This is a genomic window from Microbacterium allomyrinae (genome assembly GCF_020682705.1).
Classification (GTDB): domain Bacteria; phylum Actinomycetota; class Actinomycetes; order Actinomycetales; family Microbacteriaceae; genus Microbacterium; species Microbacterium allomyrinae.
Genome location: NZ_JAGTTN010000007.1, coordinates 1 through 17,148, shown reverse-complemented (window position 1 = coordinate 17,148; position 17,148 = coordinate 1). Strand labels below are relative to the sequence as shown.

The window sequence follows — 17,148 nt, the reverse complement described above, 5'->3', positions numbered from 1 at the left end:
GCGACGAAGACCGCCCCCGGGGCGGTCTTCTTTTTCGTGAAGGGACACCGCCCCCACGACGAAAGACCGAAGACCATGACCGGGCACCTCCACTCCTCCCTCCGCGAGATCGCTGCGAGCGGCATCCCGTTCGCGCTCATCGCCCGCGACGGCGCCACCGTCGAGCTGCTCACCGGCGACGTGATCGACGTCGATCTTCTCGGCGACATTCCGCTGACGGATTCCGCGGGCACGCCGCGCGAGGTTCTCGCGCTCGTGCCGTTCCGGCAGGTGCGCGAACGCGGATTCGAGTGTCACGACGACAGCGCGCCGCTGCGATGCCTCGTCGTCACGGGACGCACCCGCATTCCCCGTGAGGATGCCCTCGAAGAGCTTCCGTCCGATCCGATCCCCCTCGCGGACCCCGGATTCGACATCGCGGACGATGACTACGCCGAGATCGTGCGTCGCGTGATCGCCGACGAGATCGGGCGCGGCGAGGGCGCGAACTTCGTGATCCGTCGAGATTTCACCGCCGGCGTGGCAGCCGATGCCGCAACCGCCGCCCTCACGTGGTTCCGGGCGCTGCTCGAGCACGAGCGCGGCGCATACTGGACGTTCGCCGTCGTCACGCCCGGCCATGTCGCCGTCGGCGCGAGCCCCGAGGCGCACGTCAGCGCGCGGGACGGCATCGTCACGATGAACCCCATCTCGGGCACGTTCCGCCATCCTGCGGGCGGCGCCACGTCTGAGACGCTGACCGAGTTCCTCGAGTCCACGAAGGAGACCGAGGAGCTCTTCATGGTCGTCGACGAGGAGCTCAAGATGATGAGCGCCGTCTGCTCGGACGGCGGCCGCATCACGGGGCCGCACCTCAAGGAGATGTCGCGCCTCACGCACACGGAGTACGTGCTGCGGGGGCGCAGCCGCATGGATCCCCGCGACATCCTGCGCGAGACGATGTTCGCGCCCACCGTCACGGGTTCGCCGATGCAGAACGCGTGCACCGTCATCACGCGGCACGAAGAGACTCCGCGTGGCTACTACTCGGGCGTGGCTGCGCTGTTCACCCCGCGCCCGTCGGTCGGCGCGAGCGCGGACGAGCCGACGCACGATCTCGATGCTCCCATCCTGATCCGCACCGCCTATCTGCAGGACGGCCGGCTGCGCGTGCCCGTAGGCGCCACCCTCGTGCGCCACTCCGATCCGTACGGCGAGGTGGGCGAGACCCACGGCAAAGCGGCCGGTGTCCTGGGCGCGATCGGCGCCGTGCCGCGCGACAGCTCCGCGAAGCCGGCCGCGGCGCCGGTCGACGCCACTGCCGTCGACGAGGATGCCCCGGCCCCCGAGGCACGACGGCTCGCGGACGACCCGGCCATCGCGGCACTCCTCGCCTCCCGCAACACACGCCTCGCCGAGTTCTGGCTGAAGCCGCAGGGCGCCACTGAGCCCGGCCCGTTCGAAGGTCGGTCCGCGCTGGTCGTCGATGCCGAGGATCGTTTCACCACGATGCTGGCCCATCAGCTGCGCCACCTCGGTCTCGAAGTCGAGATCACCCCGTGGGACGAGGTCACCGACGAGCAGATCGATGCGACAGAGCTTCTGGTGTGCGGTCCCGGACCTGGCGATCCCCGTGACCCGGCGAGCGCTCGCATGCGGCGGATGCGAGAGATCGTGGCACGGCGCCGATCCTCGGGACGGGCACTGCTTGCGGTGTGCCTGAGTCACCAGATCCTGGCGCACTCGCTCGGCATCGACCTCGCCCCGCTCGACGCCCCGCATCAGGGACTGCAGAAGACGGTCGACGTGTTCGGCTCGCCGGCATCCATCGGCTTCTACAACACGTTCACGGCGCGGGTACCGGCGGGAACCGCTCGCGTCGCAGACACGGAGGTGTCGGCGGATGCCTCCGGCGACGTGTACGCGCTCCGCGGTCCGGGCTACGCGTCGGTGCAGGGCCACCTCGAGTCGATCCTGTCGCGGGACGGCATGACGACCCTCCACCGCCTGGTCGAGCACGCCTTCACCCCCGTCGGCGCCTGAAGCGACTCCGACCCCGAGTCGCCCGAACCCGGCATGTGAATGGGATCAGCGGCCGACGCGCGCGGTGAGGATGCGCCGCTCGGCCTCGTTCACCGTGAGCTCGAGTGCGCGCAGATCCGCCGCGAGCGCCTCGTCGTCGCGGCCGAGGTCCCGCAGTAGCGCCGCGCGCACCGCGTGCCACAGGTGCGAGCGGGCGAGTGGGTCCTCGAGCACGTCCACTTCGGCGAGCGCGACGGCGGCACCCTCGACGCGGGCGAGGGCCACGGCGCGATTGAGTCGCACCACGGGCGAACGATCGTAGGCGAGGAGCATGTCGTAGAGCGTGAGCACCTGGAGCCAGTCCGTCGATGCCGCGTCGGCCGCGTCGGTGTGACAAGCCGCGATGGCGGCGTGCAGCTGCCACCGGCCGGGGCGCCGGAGCATCGCGGCGCGTTCCAGCGTCCGGTGCGCGCCGGCGATCAGCCGAGCGTCCCAGCGAGATCGATCCTGGTCGTCGAGCAGTACGAGCTCTCCGTCGACCGCCCGGGCGGGCTCGCGGGACCGATGCAGCTGCAGCAGGGCCAGCAGTCCCAGCGCCTCGGCCTCACGCGGCATCGCTGAAGCGATGACGGTTGCGAGCCACAGCGCGTCATCCGCGAGATCGCGATCGGCCGAGGCGTCCGCTCCGGCGGAGAGATGCGCCTCGCTGTACATCACCGATACGACGGTGAGCACCAGATCCAGCCGGGCAGCGGCATCCGGCCCCTCCGGCACGCGCAGCGGGATGCCGCTGGTCGCGATCTTGCGCTTGGCCCGCGAGATGCGCTGGCCGGTGGCCGACTCGCTCGAGAAGGTCACCCGGGCGATCTGAGCGGTGGTCAGACCGCACACGGCACGGAGCGTGAGCGCAAGCTGGGCGTCGGGGGCGAGCGCCGGGTGACAGCAGCCGAACAGCACCGGCAGACGCTCGTCCGTCGTCGCCGCCGACTCGCCACTGCGCGGCGGGGCGGCCTCCAGCAGGGCGACCTTGTCGCGCAGCACGCGCTCGCGGCGCACCCGATCCAGGGCGTTGTGCCGAGCCGCCTGGGTCAGCCATGCTCCCGGCCTCGGGGGAACGCCCTGCACACGCCATTCCCGCAGGGCCTCGACCACTGCCTCGGCAACCGCATCCTCGGCGAGATCGAAGCTGCCGAACGAGGCCGTGAGGGTCGCCGTGATGCGCGCCGACTCCTCTCGCACGACCTCGGCGAGCGAGCGATCGGATGCCGCGGCGCCGGGGCGCTCGTCACGCGGGGCCGCGGCATCCGAATAGCTCACTGCTCGAACTGGCTGTAGTCGACGACCATCGGCCGGATCTCGACGGAGACCCCGGGAAGTTCGAGCGATGGCCAGGTCTTCACCATCGCGATCGCGGCGTCGAGGTCAGGAACGTCGATGACGCTGAATCCTCCGATCACCTCTTTGGCCTCGGAGAAGGGCCCGTCCACGACGACAGGTCCGTCATCACCGGAGCGAACGGTCGTCGCCGTGGTGACGGGATGCAGCTCTGCACCCGAGTCGTCGATCTTGTCGGCGTGGGTGCCGAACCACTCGTAGATCCGCCCGTACACCTCCTGCGCGCGCTCGGGCGGGACCGCGGCATCGAGTTCTGGCGTCGAGGTGAACATGATCACGTATTTCACGGCAGGGTCCTTTCGTCAGTGGAACCGTTTCATTCCCACAGCGAACGGACAAGCCCGATTTCGACAGCCGGACCGGATTCGGTCGTCAGAGCAGCGAGACCGGGTTGAAGATGTCCGCGAGGATCAGGATCGCGCCCATCGCGAACAGCGCGATCACGACGATGAAGGTGACAGGTACGAGCTTGGTCGCGTCGACGGGCTTGGGGGGCGGCAGCCGGAACAGCTTGGCCCACGCGCGCTTGAGGCCGTCCCAGAGCGCGACCGCGATGTGGCCGCCGTCCAGCGGCAAGAGCGGAATCAGGTTGAAGACGAACAGTGCGATGTTCAGCGACGCGAGCAGAGACACGAACCCGGCGACGCGGTTGAGGATCGGGGCATCCGTCGCCGCCACCTCTCCCGACAGGCGCCCGGCTCCGACGATGCTGAGCGGACCGTTCGGGTCCCGCTCACCGCCCGTGACGAGCGTCACGGCTGTGTCCGCCACCTTCACCGGCAGCTGCCAGATGATCGCGGCGACCGCGCCGACGTTCTCGAACGCGGCCTGCGGGCCCGCCCAGATCGGCTGCCGCACGTACTCGGACGTGGGCGAGATCCCGAGGAATCCGATCTCTGCCGTCGTGGTCGAACCGTCCGCCGCCGTCACGGTCGTCTCGCGCCGTGCGGCCGTCACGGTGAGTGTCTGCTGTGCGCCGTCGCGTTCCACCACCAGCGTGAGCTGTTCGCCCGGAGACTCCTGGATGATGGCGGATGCCTCGGCGAAGTCCGCCACTTCCTGGCCGTCCACCGAGAGGATGGTGTCGCCGGCGAGCACGCCTGCGGCGGCAGCGGGGGCAGCCGGATCGGAAGGTGCGCACTCGCTCGCGCCCGATGCGGGGACGCACTCCGAGAGCTCCGACACCGTCGTCGTCGCGGTCTGCACGCCGATGCCGGTGAGCAGGATCGCGAACAGCACGATCGCGAACAGCAGGTTCATGACGGGGCCACCGAGCATCACGATGATGCGCTGGTAGACGGGGAGCTTGTAGAAGACACGCTGGTCGTCGTCGCCGTGGACGGTCTCGTCATTGGCCGAGCGCGCGTCCTGCACCATTGTGGCGAAGAACCCGCCGCCGGCGCGGCCGGAGCGAGCTGCCGCGCCCGATGAGGATGCCGCGGCCGCACGCTCGCGCTCCCGGGGGGACGGCGGGTACATGCCCGCCATCGAGATGTATCCGCCCAGCGGGATCGCCTTGACGCCGTACTCCGTCTCGCCCCTGCGCCGCGACCAGAGGGTCGGACCGAAGCCGATCATGTACTGCCCGACGCGCACACCGAACTTCTTGGCGGGCCACAGGTGCCCCAGCTCGTGCAGCGCGATCGACACGGCGAGGCCTACGACCAGCAGGACGACGCCGATGACGAATGCGAGAACTTCCACACGCTCACGGTACCCGCGTCCACCTACGAATTGGCCGTGACCGGTGACGTCTGCCGTGTCCCCTAGGCTCTCGAGGAGGAGGACTCGTGACCACACGCCACATGCGCGCCCTGCGAGGCGTTGCGGCCGCGTGGGTGGCCACGATCGCCGCCGCGACCGCGCACACGCTCGCGGGCGGAGGCGCCCCCTCCCCCGCGATGGTCGCCGTGGTCGGCATCCTCGCCGCACCCTTCGCCGTGGCATTGATCGGGCGGCGTCTGGCCGTGTGGCGGATCAGCGCGACGGTGCTGGCGAGCCAGGCCCTCTTCCATGCTGCCTTCGCGTTCACCGCCGGCGCCGACCCGGCGGCTGTGGGATCCCTGCACGGCCATCACTTCGCCAGCCTCGGCAGTGGCCTGGCAGGTGTCGTCCTTCCGGATGCGCCGATGATGGCGGGCCACCTCCTCGCGGCAGCGGCGACCGTCCTCGCGCTCTACAGCGGCGAGCGGATGCTGCGGGCCCTGGGCAGAGGCATCCGTTCCTTGCTCTCGCGCGCGCAGTCGTTCGCACCGCGCCCGGCTGTCCCGCTCCTCGTCGCAGCGCGCACCTCGCCAGACCCGCACCCGGCGGGGTTCATCCTCTCGGGTATCTCGCGGCGCGGACCGCCTGCCTTCGTCGCGGCGCTCTGAGCCGCACTCGCATCCCGATCGATCCTCCCCGCGCTGAGCATGCTCCCGGGCTCGGGCATGCGCTCCCGATCCCCGAGCACACGCTCGCGGCTGTTGAGCAGCACGCTCGGTCCTGCGGTGGTCGAGCACGATCGGTGTCCCTGCATTCGCGCTGAGCGACGGCTCCGCCCTCGCGCGCACCCAGACGAAAGAAGTTCTCATGACCACCCGTTCTCCCCTCTCCCGCCCTCGCACCCTCGTGCTGGGCTCGGTCGCCGGCCTCGCCCTGGCGGTCGGTGCCCCGCTCGCCGCTTCCGCGCACGTCCATGTCGACCCGGGCACGGCCTCCGCGGGCAGCACCGAAACGCTCACCTTCGCGTTCTCTCACGGCTGCGACGGATCACCCACCGCGGCACTCGCGATCGACATCCCTGAAGGCGTCGGAAACGCGACGCCCATCGTGCAGGGCGGCTGGACCATCGACCGCGAGGCCGCAGCCGACGGTGTGCCGACACGCGTCGTGTTCACAGCCGATGCGCCGATCGACGATGGACTCAAGGCCACCGTCTCGATGGACGTGCTCTTCGACGAATCCGCCGCCGGGACCTCGCTCGCCTTTCCCGTGACCCAGATCTGCGTGACCGGCGAGACCGCGTGGACCCAGGTCGCCGAGGACGGCCAGGATGCGCACGATCTCGAAGCCCCCGCTCCCGTGGTCGAGGTCGGTGACCCTGTGGATGAGGCCGAGAGCGACGCGCACGGTCACGACGAGACGGCGGCCGCCGACGACGCAGCCGCCGCATCCGACGCAGGCGCCGCGACGGCGACCGAGGCCGACCCCGTCGCGCGGTGGCTCGCCGCTGGTGGTCTCGTCGCGGGCATCGCCGCGCTCGTCGTCGTGCTCGTGAGGGGACGCCGCAAGGCCTGACACGATCGCACCGCGCATCGCTGTGCTCGCTCGCTCGACGGCCGGAGGTCCGGACCGTTGAGCGAGCGGGCACAGCGACCGGGATCGTGCGGACCGAGTCGACGTCCGACCATTGCGTCTCGGGCTTCGCGCGGAAGGATCGGCCCCCGCGCGCGCCGGATGAGAGGATGGATGAGCCATGCCGACTGACGCGCCCTCGAACCTCCCGCCCGTGCTCCGCCCGGACGCTCCTCCGACCCATGCGCTCGCCGACCTGGCCGCGACTTTCGCGGTCGATGTGCGCGGCGATGTGTCGACGGCGACCCTGACCGGCATCACCCTGGCGACCGCCGACCTCCGCCCCGGCGACGTGTTCGTCGCCGTGAACGGCGTCAATCGACACGGGGCGGAGTTCGCCGGCACCGCCGCTGAGAAGGGGGCAGTCGCCGTCGTGACCGATGCCGCCGGCGCAGACCTCGCGGGTGCCAGCGGACTCCCGGTGATTCTCGTCGACGACCCCCGTGGTTCCCTCGGCGACCTGTCGGCGTGGGTCTACAGCACGGGTCGTGACGACCAGCTGCCCATCCTCTTCGCGACGACCGGCACCAACGGCAAGACGAGCGTGTCGCACCTGCTCGAGGGAATTCTCGGCCAGCTCGGAGCGAAGACCGGTCTGTCCTCGACAGCCGAGCGTCACATCGCCGGCCAGGTGATCGTGTCGCGGCTGACCACCCCCGAGGCGTACGAGATGCATGCGCTCCTCGCTCTCATGCGCGAGCGCGGCGTCGAAGCCGTCGCCGTCGAGGTGAGCGCCCAGGCCCTCAGCCGCCGCCGTGTCGACGGCATCATGTTCGACGTCGCCGGTTTCACGAACCTCACCCACGACCACCTCGACGACTACGCCGACATGCGCGAGTACTTCGAGGCGAAGCTCCCCCTCTTCCTTCCCGATCGATCCCGCCGCGCGGTGGTGTGCATCGACTCGGAGCAGGGCGCCGAGGTCGTGGCGCGCAGCCAGGTTCCCACGGTGACCGTGGGCACGCCCTCGCTCGCTTCCGATCCGGTCGCCGCGGCCGACGCCGACTGGGTGGTCGAGATCCTCGATGAGCGCCAGATCGGCACCGAGTTCCGCCTGACCGCCCGCGACGGCCGCACCCTCACCACGCTCGTTCCCGTGATCGGCCGCCACATGGCCGCGAACGCGGGCCTCGCGATCGTCATGATCCTCGAGGGCGGGTACGCGTGGGAGCGTCTCGTGTCAGCGCTCGACGGATCGCGCATCGAGGCATACCTGCCCGGTCGCACCGAGCTCGTCTCGGGTGAGACCGGCCCCGCCGTGTACGTCGACTTCGGGCACTCCCCCGACGCCTTCGAGAAGACGCTGGCCGCGGTGCGCCGCGTCACCCCGGGCAAGGTCGTGATGCTGTTCGGCGCCGACGGCGACCGCGACGCGACCAAGCGCCATGACATGGGCCGTACCGCCGTCGTGGGCAGCGACATCCTCGTCATCACCGATCACCACCCGCGCCACGAGGACCCCGACGCGATCCGCGCGACCCTTCTCGAGGGTGCCCGGCGCGCGCAGCCCGACGCAGAGATCCTGGAGTTCTCACCGCCGGAGCGCGCGATCATCGAGGCGGTCGCACTCGTCGGCGAGGGTGACGCCATCCTCTGGGCAGGTCCCGGCCACCAGGATTACCGTGACATCCGGGGCGTGCGCACACCGTACTCCGCCCGGGAACTGGCCCGTCGTGCGTTGCGCGCGGCCGGCTGGCCGGTGCCCGAGCCGCACTGGCCGGTGCCGTACCCCGAGAACGAGACACCGGCATCCGACCCGCTCCGGCCGATCCATCCCGTGGTCTGAGCTCACGCTCCTCCGTACTGCCTCGACCACGGCGCCGGCGCCGCAACAGTGTGAGCGTCAGGATGCGGATGCTGCGGCGATCGCCTTGTCTGCGGTGCGACGCGCCCAGGCCTCGGCGTCGACGAGCGCCTCACGTGTGAGCGCGTCGGGCGGCTCGTGCGCTTCGACGACCCGTTCGATGATGTCGAGGATCCCGGTGAAGCCCAACCGCCCCTCGTGGAATGCGTCGACGGCTTCCTCGTTCGCGGCGTTGAACACGGCAGGGTAGGTGGCGCCTGCTCGTCCCACCCGCTTGGCGAGCCGGACCGCGGGAAACGCCTCGTCGTCGAGGGGCTCGAACGTCCATGCCGTCGCTGTCGTCCAGTCGAGCGGACGACCGACCCCTGCCACGCGATTCGGCCAGTCGAGGCCGAGGGAGATGGGAAGCCTCATATCGGGGGGCGACGCCTGGGCGATCGTGGATCCGTCGACGAACTCGACCATCGAGTGGACGATCGACTGCGGGTGCACCACGACGTCGATCTCGGAGTACGGCACCCCGAAGAGCAGATGCGCCTCGATCACCTCGAGACCCTTGTTCACGAGCGTCGCGGAATTGGTCGTGACGACGCGGCCCATGTCCCAGGTCGGATGCGCCAGCGCCTCGGCCGGTGTGACCTCCGCCAAGGATGCCCGCGTGCGGCCTCGGAAGGGACCGCCGGAGGCCGTCAGCACGAGCCTGCGCACCTCCGAGCTTTCGCCGGCGCGCAGCGCCTGCGCGATGGCGGAATGCTCGGAATCGACCGGAACGATCTGTCCCGGGCGAGCCAGCGCCGTGACGAGGTCGCCGCCGACGATCAGCGACTCTTTGTTCGCCAGCGCCAGCGTTCGACCGACCTCGAGGGCTGCCAGCGTGGGGCCGAGGCCGACCGAGCCGGTGATGCCGTTGAGCACCACGTCGGCCTCGATGTCGCGCACCAGCTGCTCCGCCTCGACCACGCCCAGCGCGGTGCTCTCCACACCGAACTCGGCCGCCTGCGCCGCGAGCGTCTCACTATCGGTCCCCGCGGCGAGCCCGACCACCTCGAATCGCCGCGGGTTCGCACGCACGACATCGAGGGCCTGCGTGCCGATCGAGCCCGTCGAGCCGAGGATGAGTACGCGTCGCATCGGTCAGCCTTCTCGGCGACGCCTACTGAGCCGGCTGGGCCGCGAGGATGTCGATGACGAAGACAAGCGTCTGTCCGACGAGGTCGGCGTCGTTGATCTCGCCTTCGCCATACGCGACGGCCGGGGGCAGCACGGCGATGACCTGAGAGCCGACGGTCTCGCCGAGTACGGCATCCGTGAATCCCTGAACCACACCGCTGCCGACGGTGAACGAGAACGGCGCGGCACCCCAGCTTTCGTCGAACACCTCGCCGGTGTTCCACGAGACGCCCTGGTACTGCACGAGCACGGTGTCGCCGGTCTCCACGACGTCGCCGTCGCCCTCCTTCAGAGTCGCCTTCGCGAACTCCGTCGGGATGTCACCCTCAGGCAGAGTGACGGACGGCTGGCCGTCGTCAGCGAGCTCGACGGTGGGCATCCCGTCGACAGGCTCCTGCTCCTCGCCCCACGCGGCCGTCGGAACGACGTCGAGCAGATCGATGATGTAGACCTCGCCCGCGACTTCTGCACCCGACTCGTCCGTCGTGGGAGGGAACGCCGCGACGACCCGGGTCCCCGGCGTCGCACAGCCCAGCAGCTGACCCAGCGGGTTCTCGGCCGAGATCTGCTGCGGCAGGGCAGGACTGTCGGCGTAGCCGAACGAGCCGAGCTCCTCGCCGGTGTCGGCGCTGAACGCAGTGAGCGCGTAAGAGATCAGGTCTCCGGCGGCCACCGGATCGCCCGAGCCCTCGGCGATGACCGTGCTCTGCAGCTCGGTCACTTCCAGCGGTGCCGTGAACGTGGCAGTCGACTTCTCGCCGACCGCACCGTCGATGGTGACGGATTCGACGGCCTCACCCGACTCGACCTGTGCGTCGCACAGGTCGGCGGCGGCGGTCGCCGAGGGGGTCGCCTCAGCGTCGGGCTCGGCGGGCGACGCGCATCCTGCGAGAAGAACAGCCGACAAAGCGGCGACGGACAGGGCGGCGAGCGGACGAATGCGCACGGATGAACCTCGAGTCGAAGGGAGCGGAACCTCTATCTTTCCGTATCTTCGCTTTGTCTGCGCTGAGAAATGGCCATGCCCGAACCGGAATGCAATCGGGAGTACCCTCGATTGGTGACTTCCGACCTCGAGCCCGACGTGCCCGCCGATGCCGTCGAGGAAGGCGAGACGGCCCCGGTCCGGTCCATGGGAGCCACGTACGCCGTCGGTCGCGGCATCATCACCCCGCTCGCACGGCTGATCTACCGGCCTCGCGTCGACGGCCGTGCGAACGTGCCCAAGACCGGCCCCGTCATCTTCGCCAGCAACCATCTCTCGTTCATCGACTCCATCGCGATCCCCGTCGCCGCGCCACGCCCGGTGCATTTCCTCGCGAAGTCGAGCTACTTCGAGGGGTCGGGCTTCAGCGGCTGGATCTCGAGAGAGTTCTTCACCGCGATCGGCGCCATCCCCGTCCAGCGGGGTGCAGGTCAAGCGGCGCTCGACGCACTCGACCAGCAGCGTGCGCTCCTCGAGGAGGGCCGGGCGGTCGCGCTGTATCCAGAAGGCACCCGATCACTCGACGGCCGCCTCTACAAGGGCCGCACCGGCGTCGCGTTCCTCGCCCTGCAGACCGGTGCACCCGTGGTCCCGGTCGGACTCATCGGCACCGACGACGTCATGCCGGTCGGCGCGAAGCTCCCGTCGATCACGCATCGGATCTCGGTCAAGTTCGGCGAGCCGCTCGAACTCTCGCACCACGGCCCTGCCACGTCCGGCAAGGCACGGCGCTTCGCGACGGACGAGATCATGGCCGCCATCCACGCCCTTTCGGGCCAGGAGCTGGCCAATGCGTACAACGAGGCGCCTGCTCACAACCCCATCGACCGGATCCGGCAGGTTCTTCCGCACGAGCGTCGCTGACCCCTCGCGCTCAGAGACCACCTGGGATCGGGGCCACCGGGATCAGGACCCGGCGACGAGGATCGTCGGCTCGTGACGCACGGGGAAGTTCACCGAGTTCGCGATGAAGCACCACTCGCGGGCCTGCGCGTGCGCGGCGGTCGCGGCATCCGTCATCGACGCGTCCGCAATGCTCACGCGAGGTCTCAGCACCACCTCCCGAAAGGCTCCTCCGCCATGGCCGTCCTCGACCATGAGAGCGGATGCCTCGTCCTCGTACGCCACGACGGTGACACCCGCTTGGACGCAGGCATGCAGGTACGACAGCAGATGGCATTCGCTGAGTGCCGCGAGGAGCATGTCCTCGGGGTTCCACCGCGAAGGATCCCCACGGAAGGGCTTGTCGGACGAGGCGAGCAGGGCCGGCTTTCCGTCGATAGCGATGGTCACCGACCGGTCGTAGTCGCGGTATCCCGACGTCCCGGTGCCGCGATCGCCCGTCCACGTCGCCCGGACGGAGTATCGATGCTCGCCCCACATGAGCACAGTCTGTCATGCGAGGACGTACCCGCCCCGGCGGTAGGCTGGCGAGGTGCCGCAGACATTCTCCGCAGCTGACGCCGTCGAACTCGCCGTCGTCGAGCGCAGCGGTTTCATCGAGTCGCGACATACCGGCATCGCGATCGTCCTCGCCCCCGACGGCACGATCGCTCAGAAGTCGGGCGATCCGTCGGCGCTGATCCTCCCCCGGTCGAGCCTCAAGCCGCTGCAGGCGCTCGCGTGCCTCGCCGCCGGCGCACCGCTCGAAGGCGAGCGTCTCGCGCTCGCCACGGCGAGCCACTCGGGCACCGACCGTCACGTCGCCGTCGTACGCGAGATCCTCGCAGCCGCCCAGCTCGGCGAGGACGACCTCGGCTGCCCGCCGGCGTGGCCCTCAGACACCGCCGCGCGCGACGAACTCGTGCGCGAGCTGCGCCAACCGGCACGCGTCCGCATGAACTGCTCGGGCAAGCACGCCGCCATGCTGCTGACGTGCGCCACGAACGGCTGGGACGCGGCAGACTACCTCTCGCCGGAGCATCCGCTGCAAGCCCATATCCGCGACGTGATCGAGCGCCTCATCGGCGAGAAGATCTCGGCCACCGCGATCGACGGCTGCGGCGCCCCCGTCTACGCGATGACGCTGTTCGGGCTCGCCCGGGCCGTTCACCGCATCGGCAACTCATCGACCACCTCGCCGTTCGCCCTCCACCGCAGCGCCGGTGCGCTGGTGGAGGCGGTGCGCGCGAACCCCTGGACGATCGATGGCCCGGGCCGTCCCGACACCCTCGCGATCGAGCGCCTCGGGGTGTTCGCGAAGGGCGGCGCCGAAGGCGTCATGGTGATGGTCGCCCCGAACGGCACGACGGTCGCACTCAAGATGCTCGACGGCAGCGGGCGCGCCGCCACCGCGGTGGCGTTGCGGCTGCTCGAACGCCACGGCGCCCTGTCGGCGTCCGACGTCTCCGACACGCTCTCCCAGCTTCCGCTCGCCGTCACCGGCGGCGGGCAGGACGTCGGGGCCATCCGCCCCGTCCTCTAGAGGCGCTCTCACAAGGAGCCCGAGCGCTCCAACGGCGGAGCGGAAAGGACCACACGATGAGAATCAGCGTCCCCACCGAGGTGAAGAACAACGAGTACCGGGTCGCCCTCACGCCCGCGGGCGTGCACGACCTCGTTGCCGCCGGCCACGAGGTGATCGTCCAGCGCGGTGCCGGCGAAGGATCATCGATGCCGGATGCCGAGTACCAGGCCGCCGGGGCGACGCTGCTGGACGACGCGGCCGAAGTGTGGGGCCGCGCCGAGCTGCTCCTGAAGGTCAAGGAGCCGATCGCCCGCGAGTACGGGCATTTCCGCAAGGATCTCGTTCTCTTCACATACCTTCACCTTGCGGCGGACCGTCCCCTCACGGATCGGCTGGTCACGGACGGCGTCACCGCGATCGCATATGAGACGGTGCAACTCGCGGGCGGCGGCCTCCCCCTCCTCGCTCCGATGAGCGAGGTCGCCGGACGCCTCGCACCCATGGTGGGAGCATCCACCCTCATGCGCTCGGCCGGCGGACTCGGCCTCCTCATCTCGGGTGTGCCCGGCACCCGCCCTGCGACGGTCACCGTCATCGGCGGCGGCGTCGCCGGCGCCAACTCCGCGTACATCGCCGCGGGCATGGGCGCCGACGTCACGATCTTCGACACGAACATCCAGCGACTGCGCTTTCTCGACGACCATTTCCAAGGTCGTGTCAAGACAGCCGCGTCCAACCCGCTCGACCTCGACCGCGCCGTGGTCGCCTCCGACCTCGTGATCGGATCGGTGCTGATTCCCGGCGCGAAGGCGCCCAAGCTCGTCACCAACGACATGGTCTCGCGCATGAGGCCCGGCTCGGTGCTCGTCGACATCGCCGTCGACCAGGGCGGCTGCTTCGAGGACACCCATCCGACGACACACGCCGACCCCACATTCCCGGTGCACGGCAGCATCTTCTACTGCGTCGCGAACATGCCCGGCGCAGTTCCCAATACCTCGACATCGGCGCTCACCAACGCGACGCTCCCCTATATCCGGCAGATCGCCCGCCGGGGCTGGAAAGACGCACTTCGATCGGATGCCGCACTCGCGGCGGGTCTGAACACGGTCGGCGGTGCCGTGGTCAACGTCGGGGTCGCAACGGCTCACGGCCTCGAGCTCGCACCGCTCGAAGCCGCGCTCGACTGACGTCGGGCGCGGCTTCGGCCGAATCCGTCGGTGCGCGTACTGCGGCGTCCGACGGAGCCGGCGATCCCGGCGGACGAGCTACTGGCTCGCCGGAGTGTGCCCGAGTATCTCGACCACCGCCGCCGTCAGCTGCTCTTCGGTCTCGGGCGTCACCTCGAAGCCGGCAGCCGCGATCGACACGCTGGCACCGGGCAGAAGTCCGGTCGCCGAGAACGCGCCCTGCACTTCCGAGGGGATCCGGTAGAGCACGCCTCCCGATGCAGTCAGCTGTTCGTTCGCGACGATCACGCCTCCCGAGGCCTCGATCGAGGAGGCGTCGGGAAGATCGTTGTTCGGCTGAGGAGCGATCTGCACGCCGATCGTCTGGCCCGGGGAGGCCTCAGAGCGCCAGTCGCAGAACCCGCCGGTCGCATCGATGGAGTCCACCTCGATGGCGTAGCCCTCCAGGGACGCGCCCAGTGCCTCCGCGACGACCGAGCAGTCATCGAACGCTGCAAGGAGCGCTGCGCCTTCCTCCGTCACCGGGGGTGTGAACTCGCTCGCCTCGACTGGGGTCGACGACGCTGCACAGCCGGCAAGCGCAAACCCGCATGCCGCGGCCGCAATGACGACGACGGTGACGCGCCGGAGTGGTGAAGCCTTCATGAATCGGATCCTCTTCATCTGGTGGGGGTGTGGAGCGACCGCGTCTGGGGGATCACGGTCGCTCCACACGTCGTCGGAGGCAGCCGCCTACTTCAGGAACGGGCTGCCATTGCCGACCTTGCCCGGAGCGGGGTTTCCGGGCAGCGAGAGCACGTATGCTCGCATGTTCCCCTTGCCCGAGAGCGAAATGCTCAGCGAGCCATTGGAGACGGTCTTCGTGTCGCCGGTCACCGCGTCGACATAGGTTCCGTTCGGCACGCCACTGAACGTCGCTCCGCCAGACACCGCGACCAGGACGAAGCTGTCGACGCCACCCTCGGTGAAGCGCTTCTTGTAGGCGATGTTCCCGTTCACTCCCTCGCGAGAGTACTGGCCCTTCTGCAGCGCAGGAACGGCCCGGCGGATCTGATTGAGCGCCTGGAGGTGCTTGGCGAGCGGGGAGTTGAGTGTCTCCGCCACAGCACCGGATGCCGATGCCACCTTGCCGAAGTCACTCGCGACGACGGCGCCCTGGAGCTTGTCACCGAAGTAGGCGCGGCCCGTCGTCGCAAGCGGGCACGTCGGACCGCAGTCGATCCTCTTGCCGGCCTGGAACTCGATCTCGGAGCCGTAGAAGAGCACCGGAATACCTCGGAACGTCCACATCAGACTCATGTTCTCGGCCCAGGCATCCGTTCCGCCGTCGTACCGCACCTGCGACTTTCCGGGGCCGTAGTCGTGGCTGTCGACGTACACCGCGTTGTAGGTGGCATCGTTCGTCGCGTCGTCGGAATCCATGCCCGCGTAGAACGCCGTGGACGCATCACTGAAGTTCATGTGCATGCGCATGTCGATGATGTCCATGCCCGAGGCCTTCGAGTGATCGGGCGTGTGGTAGGTGTTCCCGTTCAACAAGTGGTTGTTGCTCGTCGGCTGGTTTCCCGTGCCCATGAGGTTCTCGTAGTTGAACTGCTCGGCCGCGGCGACGACGTCGTCGAGACTGTACTCGCGTCGCTCGTCCCAGGTGTAGAACGGTGCCGAGTGGTTGACCGAGCCGCGGTTCCACTTGTCATGCACGAACTGGGCGACCTCGCCGAAGACGTAGAAGTCCTTGCCCTTTTCGCCGTGCGTCGCGACTGCGTGCTCCTGGATCGCCGGCAGGAAGTGACGGTTCCACATCACGCGAGGGATGTGCACCGCCGTGTCGACGCGGAATCCGTCGACGCCCATGTCGATGTACTTGTTGTACGTGTCGATGAGGAAGTCCTGCACCTGGGCGTTCTCGGTGTTCAGATCGGCGAGATCCTCATGGATCCAGCAATCCTGAGCGTCCTTGCCCTCCCAGTTGCCGATCCAGCACGGGTGGAAGAGGTTCTTCGGGAACATTCCCGAAGTGGCGTTCGGCCACTGGCAGTTGTAGACCTTGTACCCCTCGGCCGAGAAGCCGCTCTGGACTCCCCAGTTCTTGCAGTCCTGGCCCGCGGGCTGGGTCTCGCTCCACAGGTCACCCGTGTAGGTGCTGCCATCCGGATCGGTGTCGAGCGGGTTGTACTCCTTGCCCGCAACCTTCTCGTCGTAGTACCAGCTCCACTGCGCATCCCGCTTACCGTAGACGGTCGGGACGAACAGGTCCTTCGCACCCCAGCGCGACGTGTGGTTGTAGACGACATCCTGATAGATCTTGATGCCCTTGGCGTGGGCCGCATCGATCAGGTTCTGGTAGGTGACCGCCTCGGACTCCAGACGCGGATCGATGCGGACGAAGTCCCATCCGTGGTACCCGTGGAAGTCGTAGTCGCTGCGGTTCGTCACCACGGGGGTGATCCAGATCGCCGAGAAGCCGAGCGCCTTGATGTAGTCCAGCTTGTTCACGACACCCGCGAAGTCGCCCCGGAACATCGGATCGTTGTTGGCCGCGTTGCCCGACTTCACATTCTGACTGCCGCCCATGTTGTTGGACGCATCACCGTCGAACCAGCGCGCCGTCATCATGAAGTAGATGCTGTCCTCGCGCGGGTCCCCTCCGAGAGGCTCACCGGTGGTCGCTCCCGCGAGCGACCCCTGTCGGACCGTGCTCGGGTTCGTGGGCGTCGGCGTGGGAGTGGGTGTTGCCGTGGGGGTTGTGGTGGGGGTGGGGGTGGCTGTCGGGGTGGTTCCGACGGGGGTGGCGAACACGGACGCGGTGTAGGCGGATGCGCCGTTGGCGTTGACCGCGCGGACCTTGAACCAGTACTCG

15 protein-coding genes are annotated in these 17,148 nt (G+C 69.1%); 7 read left to right on the top strand and 8 right to left on the bottom strand.

The window, feature by feature from the left end:
• The first annotated feature begins 75 nt into the window (after positions 1 to 75).
• Positions 76 to 2,022, top strand: coding sequence for an anthranilate synthase family protein (locus KEC57_RS16390; protein ID WP_229385769.1), 1,947 nt, complete (start codon positions 76 to 78; stop codon positions 2,020 to 2,022).
• 45 nt (positions 2,023 to 2,067) lie between these two features.
• On the opposite strand, the gene KEC57_RS16385 is transcribed toward KEC57_RS16390, so the two are convergent.
• The 3 genes from KEC57_RS16385 to KEC57_RS16375 all read right to left on the bottom strand — a co-directional run bounded on the left by KEC57_RS16385 (position 2,068) and on the right by KEC57_RS16375 (position 5,100).
• Positions 2,068 to 3,318, bottom strand: a complete 1,251-nt coding sequence (locus KEC57_RS16385) for an RNA polymerase sigma factor (protein ID WP_229385768.1) — start codon at positions 3,316 to 3,318, stop codon at positions 2,068 to 2,070.
• Positions 3,315 to 3,683: a YciI family protein gene (locus KEC57_RS16380; RefSeq protein ID WP_229385767.1), complete on the bottom strand. Its 369-nt coding sequence runs from the start codon at positions 3,681 to 3,683 to the stop codon at positions 3,315 to 3,317. Before KEC57_RS16380 ends, KEC57_RS16385 begins: the two co-directional genes overlap by 4 nt.
• Positions 3,684 to 3,768: 85 nt before the next feature.
• Positions 3,769 to 5,100 (bottom strand): M50 family metallopeptidase, encoded by a 1,332-nt coding sequence (locus KEC57_RS16375; protein WP_229385766.1) that lies wholly within the window; start codon positions 5,098 to 5,100, stop codon positions 3,769 to 3,771.
• Positions 5,101 to 5,186: 86 nt separating this feature from the next.
• On the opposite strand from KEC57_RS16375, the gene KEC57_RS16370 reads away from it, so the two are divergent.
• The 3 genes from KEC57_RS16370 to KEC57_RS16360 all read left to right on the top strand — a co-directional run bounded on the left by KEC57_RS16370 (position 5,187) and on the right by KEC57_RS16360 (position 8,518).
• The gene (locus KEC57_RS16370; protein ID WP_229385765.1) at positions 5,187 to 5,768 is read left to right on the top strand and encodes a hypothetical protein; all 582 of its coding nucleotides are present in this window, start codon (positions 5,187 to 5,189) and stop codon (positions 5,766 to 5,768) included.
• A 199-nt stretch (positions 5,769 to 5,967) separates the two neighbouring features.
• Entirely contained in the window at positions 5,968 to 6,675 is a 708-nt protein-coding gene (locus KEC57_RS16365; RefSeq protein ID WP_229385764.1) for a YcnI family copper-binding membrane protein, read from the top strand.
• 178 nt (positions 6,676 to 6,853) lie between these two features.
• Complete coding sequence (locus KEC57_RS16360) at positions 6,854 to 8,518, top strand: Mur ligase family protein (RefSeq protein ID WP_229385763.1); 1,665 nt, start codon at positions 6,854 to 6,856, stop codon at positions 8,516 to 8,518.
• Between the two features lie 57 nt (positions 8,519 to 8,575).
• Here the strand turns inward: KEC57_RS16360 and dxr are convergent, their stop codons facing one another.
• Together dxr and KEC57_RS16350 are read right to left on the bottom strand one after the other, a co-directional pair.
• Positions 8,576 to 9,667: a 1-deoxy-D-xylulose-5-phosphate reductoisomerase gene (gene dxr / locus KEC57_RS16355; protein ID WP_229385762.1), complete on the bottom strand. Its 1,092-nt coding sequence runs from the start codon at positions 9,665 to 9,667 to the stop codon at positions 8,576 to 8,578.
• Positions 9,668 to 9,689: 22 nt separating this feature from the next.
• Complete coding sequence (locus KEC57_RS16350) at positions 9,690 to 10,652, bottom strand: FKBP-type peptidyl-prolyl cis-trans isomerase (RefSeq protein ID WP_229385761.1); 963 nt, start codon at positions 10,650 to 10,652, stop codon at positions 9,690 to 9,692.
• 75 nt (positions 10,653 to 10,727) lie between these two features.
• On the opposite strand from KEC57_RS16350, the gene KEC57_RS16345 reads away from it, so the two are divergent.
• Positions 10,728 to 11,555, top strand: a complete 828-nt coding sequence (locus tag KEC57_RS16345; protein WP_372457083.1) for a lysophospholipid acyltransferase family protein — start codon at positions 10,728 to 10,730, stop codon at positions 11,553 to 11,555.
• Between the two features lie 42 nt (positions 11,556 to 11,597).
• Here KEC57_RS16345 and KEC57_RS16340 read toward each other — a convergent pair whose 3' ends face one another.
• On the bottom strand, positions 11,598 to 12,074 hold the full coding sequence (locus KEC57_RS16340) for an OsmC family protein (protein ID WP_229385759.1): 477 nt from the start codon (positions 12,072 to 12,074) through the stop codon (positions 11,598 to 11,600).
• Between the two features lie 52 nt (positions 12,075 to 12,126).
• On the opposite strand from KEC57_RS16340, the gene KEC57_RS16335 reads away from it, so the two are divergent.
• Both KEC57_RS16335 and ald read left to right on the top strand, forming a co-directional pair.
• The gene (locus KEC57_RS16335; RefSeq protein ID WP_229385758.1) at positions 12,127 to 13,116 is read left to right on the top strand and encodes an asparaginase; all 990 of its coding nucleotides are present in this window, start codon (positions 12,127 to 12,129) and stop codon (positions 13,114 to 13,116) included.
• 56 nt (positions 13,117 to 13,172) lie between these two features.
• Positions 13,173 to 14,288 carry an alanine dehydrogenase gene (gene ald / locus KEC57_RS16330; RefSeq protein WP_229385757.1) on the top strand — a complete coding sequence of 372 codons (1,116 nt, stop codon included), beginning with the start codon at positions 13,173 to 13,175 and terminating at the stop codon, positions 14,286 to 14,288.
• 78 nt (positions 14,289 to 14,366) lie between these two features.
• Here ald and KEC57_RS16325 read toward each other — a convergent pair whose 3' ends face one another.
• The gene (locus KEC57_RS16325) at positions 14,367 to 14,933 is read right to left on the bottom strand and encodes a hypothetical protein (RefSeq protein WP_229385756.1); all 567 of its coding nucleotides are present in this window, start codon (positions 14,931 to 14,933) and stop codon (positions 14,367 to 14,369) included.
• A gap of 87 nt (positions 14,934 to 15,020) precedes the next feature.
• A partial coding sequence (locus KEC57_RS16320; RefSeq protein ID WP_267492750.1) for an alpha-amylase family glycosyl hydrolase occupies positions 15,021 to 17,148 on the bottom strand: 2,128 nt, incomplete at its 5' end.

Bases quoted from the DNA above. Each gene is read 5' to 3' on its own strand.
- KEC57_RS16340 (WP_229385759.1), bottom strand. From the start codon at position 12,074: ATGTGGGGCGAGCATCGATACTCCGTCCGGGCGACGTGGACGGGCGAT.
- KEC57_RS16345 (WP_372457083.1), top strand. From the start codon at position 10,728: ATGCCCGAACCGGAATGCAATCGGGAGTACCCTCGATTGGTGACTTCC.
- ald (WP_229385757.1), top strand. From the start codon at position 13,173: ATGAGAATCAGCGTCCCCACCGAGGTGAAGAACAACGAGTACCGGGTC.
- KEC57_RS16390 (WP_229385769.1), top strand. From the start codon at position 76: ATGACCGGGCACCTCCACTCCTCCCTCCGCGAGATCGCTGCGAGCGGC.
- dxr (WP_229385762.1), bottom strand. From the start codon at position 9,667: ATGCGACGCGTACTCATCCTCGGCTCGACGGGCTCGATCGGCACGCAG.
- KEC57_RS16365 (WP_229385764.1), top strand. From the start codon at position 5,968: ATGACCACCCGTTCTCCCCTCTCCCGCCCTCGCACCCTCGTGCTGGGC.
- KEC57_RS16360 (WP_229385763.1), top strand. From the start codon at position 6,854: ATGCCGACTGACGCGCCCTCGAACCTCCCGCCCGTGCTCCGCCCGGAC.
- KEC57_RS16325 (WP_229385756.1), bottom strand. From the start codon at position 14,933: ATGAAGGCTTCACCACTCCGGCGCGTCACCGTCGTCGTCATTGCGGCC.